This window comes from Maribacter sp. (assembly GCA_020629415.1).
Lineage (GTDB): Bacteria > Bacteroidota > Bacteroidia > Flavobacteriales > Flavobacteriaceae > Maribacter > Maribacter huludaoensis.
Genome location: JAHDDL010000030.1, coordinates 37,559 through 43,558, shown reverse-complemented (window position 1 = coordinate 43,558; position 6,000 = coordinate 37,559). Strand labels below are relative to the sequence as shown.

Below are 6,000 nucleotides of genomic sequence, written 5' to 3'. Positions count from 1 at the left end.
TGGTTGTTCGTCGCATCCTTTTTTCAACAATCACTACATTGAAATTAAAGCAAGTTTAAAAAAAAGCGCAAATTGAATATTCATTATGAATATCCACGGTTAAGAATGAGAAATTAATTGTTGTCATGTTAAAGTTAGAAGCATTTACAAAATGCCAACAACGAACAACGAACAACGAACAACTAAAAAATGGCTACAAAATCATTAAAAGCAAAAGGAAACGATTTAGCAGTTTCCAACAAGCAGTTAGAAATATTGAACGGAGGCATATTTGCTGATGGAGAGCTTCCTTATTTTAAAGACAAAATTGCTGATATTGGGCATTTTCCATTACGCCCCAAGAAACTTGAGATCCTACAGATTAACGTAGGCTATATGTGCAACCAAGTCTGTGAGCACTGTCATGTAGATGCTGGTCCAGATCGTAAAGAAATCATGACCCGTGAAACCATGCAGCAATGTTTAGAGGTCATCAAAAATACTGGAGCACACACCTTAGATCTAACTGGTGGTGCACCAGAAATGAATCCTGATTTTGAGTGGTTCGTAGAAGAAGCTGCTAAAGCCGGTATTAAAGATTTTATTGTTCGTTCAAACTTGACAATAATTAGGGCTAACAAGAAATATTATCACCTACCAGATTTCTTTAAAAAGCACAACGTGCATGTAATATCCTCTATGCCCCACTATACCCGTGGAAAAACGGATAAACAAAGAGGTGACGGTGTTTTTGACAAATCGATAAAAGCATTGCAAGAATTGAACGAAAGGGGTTATGGCATGCCTGGCAGTGATCTAAAATTAGATTTAGTCTACAATCCGTCTGGCGCATATTTACCAGGAGATCAAGCTGCTATGGAAAAAGATTTCAAAAAAGCGCTTAAAGAAGATTTTAATATTGACTTTCACAACCTATTTGCCATTACCAATTTACCCATTGCACGTTTCTTGGATTATTTGATCGCATCAGAAAATTATGAAGATTACATGTATGCATTGGTAGAAGCATACAATCCGTCTGCTGTGGCAAATGTGATGTGCACCAATACCATTTCCATTAGCTGGGACGGTTGGTTGTACGATTGTGACTTTAACCAAATGTTAGATTTAAAAGTAGCCAGTAAGGTAAAGCATATAAAAGATTATAATGAAGATATCTTAAACGATAGAAACATTATAATATCACAACATTGCTATGGCTGTACAGCGGGTGCCGGTAGTAGCTGCCAAGGTACCGTTGCGTAAACTTAGAAATTAGGTTCAAATAAACAGAAAACACCAAACTGGTAAGATCAGTTTGGTGTTTTTTTAGTTATTAAATTTAGTATACTTCTACTCTTCCAATAACAATTCCAAATCTTTATGAAAAAGTAAAATACAACTGATACTTTTTTGGTCTATTCTTTGACAATTATAAATAGCAGTTTCCAGCTGCTGCATCATCTTATTGAATCCTCCATTTTCAAAAATTAACCCATGTTCTTTTTTTAGCTCTGCGTTTTCTACCAACGCCTCTTTTAACTCCTGAATAGATTCAATATTTGGCATTTTTACAAACTCTAAATTGTCCAAATTATTAAGCTCTTCGTTCAAAGAATCAAAAGATTTTTTTACGCTGGCAGTTAAAGAATGAATATGTTCTTTTGTTACTTCCGCCATATTCTGAACCTCCATAACACGATTATAAATTGTATTCTTGGTTGCGGTCATACTTCTATAGAAAAAAGAGAGTGTTTCATGCTGCTTATAAAGTCGTTGCAATTGCTGTTCTTTACCATCCGTTCTAGCCAACAAAATGAAAAATGCACAGAAAGAATAATCCCAATTTTCAAAACTTTGGTTAAAATGCTCTTCCCTTTTGTTTAGCAAAAAATTATACCCATTCTCTAATGTTTTCTTGTTATACTCTACCCCTTTAAAAGAAAAGGTCTTTTCTTTTGTTGTTCCTTGAGCAATGCTTTGAGCCTTGACAATTAAAGTCTCTATTTCATTAATTGGTTCCATTAATTCTTTTAATTCTGACTTTAATCCAGTTAAAACCGACTTTGTTGGCATACCGATCTTTAGCATTGAAGCCGATAATTTTTCTGCGTTGGGAATTTGAAAAAACCTGTTAGAAAATGTATTCTCATATTCTTTTGACAATTCTGCGCCTTGAGATTCCGATTTTATAAACTCTTCTAAAACATCGGACGGTTGCCATTCCTTTGGAACTTGGTTTAAATACATTTTATACAGCAACAACGTCATTTCCATCTGAATTTCTTCTCTATTCTCAAATAGTAACCAAGGAGATCTTTCATCAATTTCGCAAAAAACGTAAGGTGATTTAGCACTGTTTTCACGTTTGTCATTTGGTGGGTGACTGGTATACATACCAACTTTAGAATGTTCCGATGCAGAAAAATACTTCTTGCCACCCCTAATATCATTAGGCAATTCTGCAAGAGCTTTAGTCTGCCCTACAGCGTTTCTTTTATTGGCCAAAGCATTATTAGTATACAAGTTTTTCACGAAAATGTTCTTTTTGCCTGCCAAAATACCATTGTTCACGGTTGTGCCCCATGCTTCTGAACCGCCATCCAATTTCCAAAGAGCAGAAATAATAGCATCACTACCCGAAGTTTTAACGGCAACTTTATCGGCATTAAATTCCATTTCTCTTGACAATGAAGAATACATTAAATTTAAAAATTGATAAAACAAATTAAGTATTTGTCTTATAACCCATATCATTGGTGTAATTACCCAAGCCGCAGCAGATAACCTAATATCAGACGCACGCCATTGATCAAGCGCATCATCCCACTTATCCCTTTCAAAAATCATATCATGAATAATGGTGTTGGCAGAAATAATATAACTACCTATTTTCATGCTACGCTGTGCAAAATGACCGAATTCATGACTAATTACAGCTTTAAATTCAGAAAGGTTAAGGCAATCCGTGAGACCCATACCAATGGTCAGTTCTTTTTTTATTGGCAGAAATAAACTTAACCACATATTGCTATATGAAACGTAGGCGTTTACATCTGGATCCATATAAATGGCTTTAGGTTTTGGTGCGCCCGTTTCCTTACAAATCTGATCAATAAAACTCCATAATAATTTATTCTTTTCTTTAACCAGCTTAATTCGGTTATCGGGCTTATGGTTCTTGAGTTTAAATATAAACTTCAGTGTAAAAACAAAAAGCATTGCTGCACCGGCAATGGCACCTACCTTAAGTATAATGGTAAACTTGTTAATACGCCCCATATCATAGATTACGGCATAATAAAGTAAATAGCCCAAGGCTACTACCATGGCTGCATATAAAGCAAAAAACAAAACAATGGCTAGAATGGCCAAAAACGATTTTAATTGATAACTGCTCGTTAAACCAGTTAATTTTTTGGGAATTTCCAAAGGACTGGTAGGATAGAATTGGTTGGTCATTTATGGTTGGTTTTTGGTTTTGGTACTAACCTTAAACTTTTATAAACGAGATTTATTTTAATCCTATTCCAGAAATATTACCAGGGTAAAAAGACGCTATTTAAGATTTGCAATGATTTGTATACCAACCCAATAGTTTGTTTTACTATTGAAATAGTGGCTCTTTGACAGATTTTTGGAAGTTCAACGAAAAAACAATACACTTTATCCAATTTTATAAATAAACTTTAGATGTAAACTGTTCTATAAAAAGACCATATGGTCGGATTTACCCAAATCTAAATAGTATGAACAAGAGCCTTAAGCGCATGGCAACCATGCAACGTTTACAGAATACCGGATTAGAGTTATTTTATGCACAAGGGTATTATAACACCAGTGTAGACGATATTTTAAAAAAACTAGACCTCTCTAAAGGTGCTTTTTACTATCATTTTGATTCAAAAGAAGACTATTTTATCCAGATCATTCAAAATTTACTTGCACGTAAAATTTATAGCACTTTAATAGAACCAATTGAAGGGCATGATAATCCGCTATCATTAATAACAAAATGTTTTGATGACGCTATGGAAACTGCTGTACATAATGAAATGGATTATGGTTGTATTTTAAGCAATTTCTTGACAGAATTCAACGGAAAGAACGATGTAATTATGCGCCACCTAAACGAAATTGTTACAGTCTGGGAAGTTAACCTGGTAACAACATTACAAAAAGGAAAATTCAATGGCTATTTGGACCGTCATGTTGATTGCGAAGCTGCTGCTACTTTTTTAATGAGCTCTTATTTTGGTGTTAGAACATTAATGACCAGTGAGGCGCCATCTGCCAAAAAATATAGATTTATGTCCCAACTACGTCAATACTTTAAAAGTATAGAAGCAAAGCCCGTTAATTTTTAAACCGTAGTACCTAAAATTTCCTTTATTTTCTGAACGATTGTCATAGGCTGAATAGTCTCCATGACCTTCTCATAACCATCTGGGTACTTGTTTCCATAGATAGAAGTTGGTATTGCAGGAAATTTTTCCCTGTTGGATAAAATAGCATTTTTCTCTGGCTGATTAAAAGGTGCAAAACCGGCATACGGATGCGTAACTCCCCAAACTGTTACGGTTGGCACACCATACATGGCAGCTAAATGGGCATTGCCACTATCCATTGCCAACATTAACTGAAGATTAGAAATTAGTTTAAGTTCATCTGAAAAAGATAACTTTCCTGCAACATTTTGGCAATTGCTGAATTGCTGATCCCATGTATTCAGCACTTCTATTTCTTTTTCTCCACCACCAAACAATATAATTTTATAGTTATTGGAAGAGTTTAATATGTTTAAAACCTCTTCCATTAACGCTTGCGGATACATTTTTCCGTTAAAAGCTGCAAAAGGAGCTATACCTATTACTAATTGACCGTTAATTTCTTTAAAACTTGATACATGATCAGGAATGGGCTCTTTGGGCAAGGTTTTCATCTCTGAAACGGCAATAGGGTATCCTAACTTACCAAAAACCTCTGCATAACGCTCAAAAGTGGTTTTCAATGGAGTAAGCGTTGTTCTATTTGGATCAACAAGTGCTTTCTTAGCGGCCCTACCCTTATCAACTTGAATAAAAGGAATTGAAGAGAGTTTAAAATACTGTTTTAAAATTGTACTTCGTAATACGTTATGGATATCTGCTACAACATCAATCTGCAAAGTTTTTAATTCCTTGTATAATTTCCAAAGTCCCAAAACACCCTTATGCTTTCCTTTTACATCGGCTTTAAAAACCTTTACATTAGGTATATGTGCAAAAATAGGTGCCGTAAAGGCTTTTGTTAAAACAGTAATGCATACTGTAGGATATTTTTCAACGATACCAAGAATAACGGGAACGCTCATAGCAACATCGCCCATTGCGGACAACCTTATGACCAAAATATGCTTGTTCTTATTTACTGCCACGAAGGATGGGATTTAGTTCCTCATCATTGTACATCTTCATTTGCTTGTACACCTTCATATACTTTACACCGCTTTCAATATCTGACAGTAATTGATCTATAGCCAGTGAAAGGTCATTTTTCTGTTCTAGTAAAACCTCTAATTTGGCTTGGCATTTTTCCCTATGTTCCAAAGTAGCATCTGCCCTTGTGGCCTCTTCGGCCATATGATAAATTTTCAATGCCAAAATTGATAAACGGTCAATGGCCCAAGCAGGGCTTTCTGTATTTATGGTCGCATTGGCCTTAACTTCTACCGATCGGTATTTATTAAGGAAGTAACTGTCAATAAACTCTACCAAGTCCGTTCTGTCCTGATTACTGGCATCAATTTTACGTTTCAGTACCAATGCATCATCAGGATTAATATCCGGATTTCTAATAATATCCTCATAATGCCATTGTACCGTATCTATCCAGTTCTTTCTATATAGCAAATGTTCAATATCCTCTTTGTCATAAGGATTGACAAAACTCTGATATACATCGTCCTTGATGTGGTACTTTTCTATACTGGTATTAAATATATTGAATGCGAATTCGCTAAACATAAATAACTTTTTTACA

At 35.0% G+C, this 6,000-nt stretch carries 5 protein-coding genes; 2 read left to right on the top strand and 3 right to left on the bottom strand.

From position 1 onward, the window contains the following. The first annotated feature begins 189 nt into the window (after positions 1-189). Complete coding sequence (gene arsS / locus QZ657_RS12680; protein ID WP_276470526.1) at positions 190-1,245, top strand: arsenosugar biosynthesis radical SAM (seleno)protein ArsS; 1,056 nt, start codon at positions 190-192, stop codon at positions 1,243-1,245. A gap of 87 nt (positions 1,246-1,332) precedes the next feature. On the opposite strand, the gene QZ657_RS12675 is transcribed toward arsS, so the two are convergent. Beyond that, positions 1,333-3,441, bottom strand: a complete 2,109-nt coding sequence (locus QZ657_RS12675) for a M48 family metalloprotease (RefSeq protein WP_291967296.1) — start codon at positions 3,439-3,441, stop codon at positions 1,333-1,335. A gap of 287 nt (positions 3,442-3,728) precedes the next feature. Between QZ657_RS12675 and QZ657_RS12670 the strand changes: the two genes are divergently transcribed. Continuing rightward, complete coding sequence (locus QZ657_RS12670; RefSeq protein ID WP_276470528.1) at positions 3,729-4,346, top strand: TetR/AcrR family transcriptional regulator; 618 nt, start codon at positions 3,729-3,731, stop codon at positions 4,344-4,346. Here QZ657_RS12670 and QZ657_RS12665 read toward each other — a convergent pair. Next, entirely contained in the window at positions 4,343-5,395 is a 1,053-nt protein-coding gene (locus tag QZ657_RS12665) for a glycosyltransferase family 9 protein (protein ID WP_366934174.1), read from the bottom strand. The two genes, QZ657_RS12670 and QZ657_RS12665, sit on opposite strands and share 4 nt — an antisense overlap. Then, positions 5,382-5,984 (bottom strand): DUF4254 domain-containing protein, encoded by a 603-nt coding sequence (locus tag QZ657_RS12660; RefSeq protein WP_291963290.1) that lies wholly within the window; start codon positions 5,982-5,984, stop codon positions 5,382-5,384. Before QZ657_RS12660 ends, QZ657_RS12665 begins: the two co-directional genes overlap by 14 nt. Between the last annotated feature and the right edge of the window lie 16 nt (positions 5,985-6,000).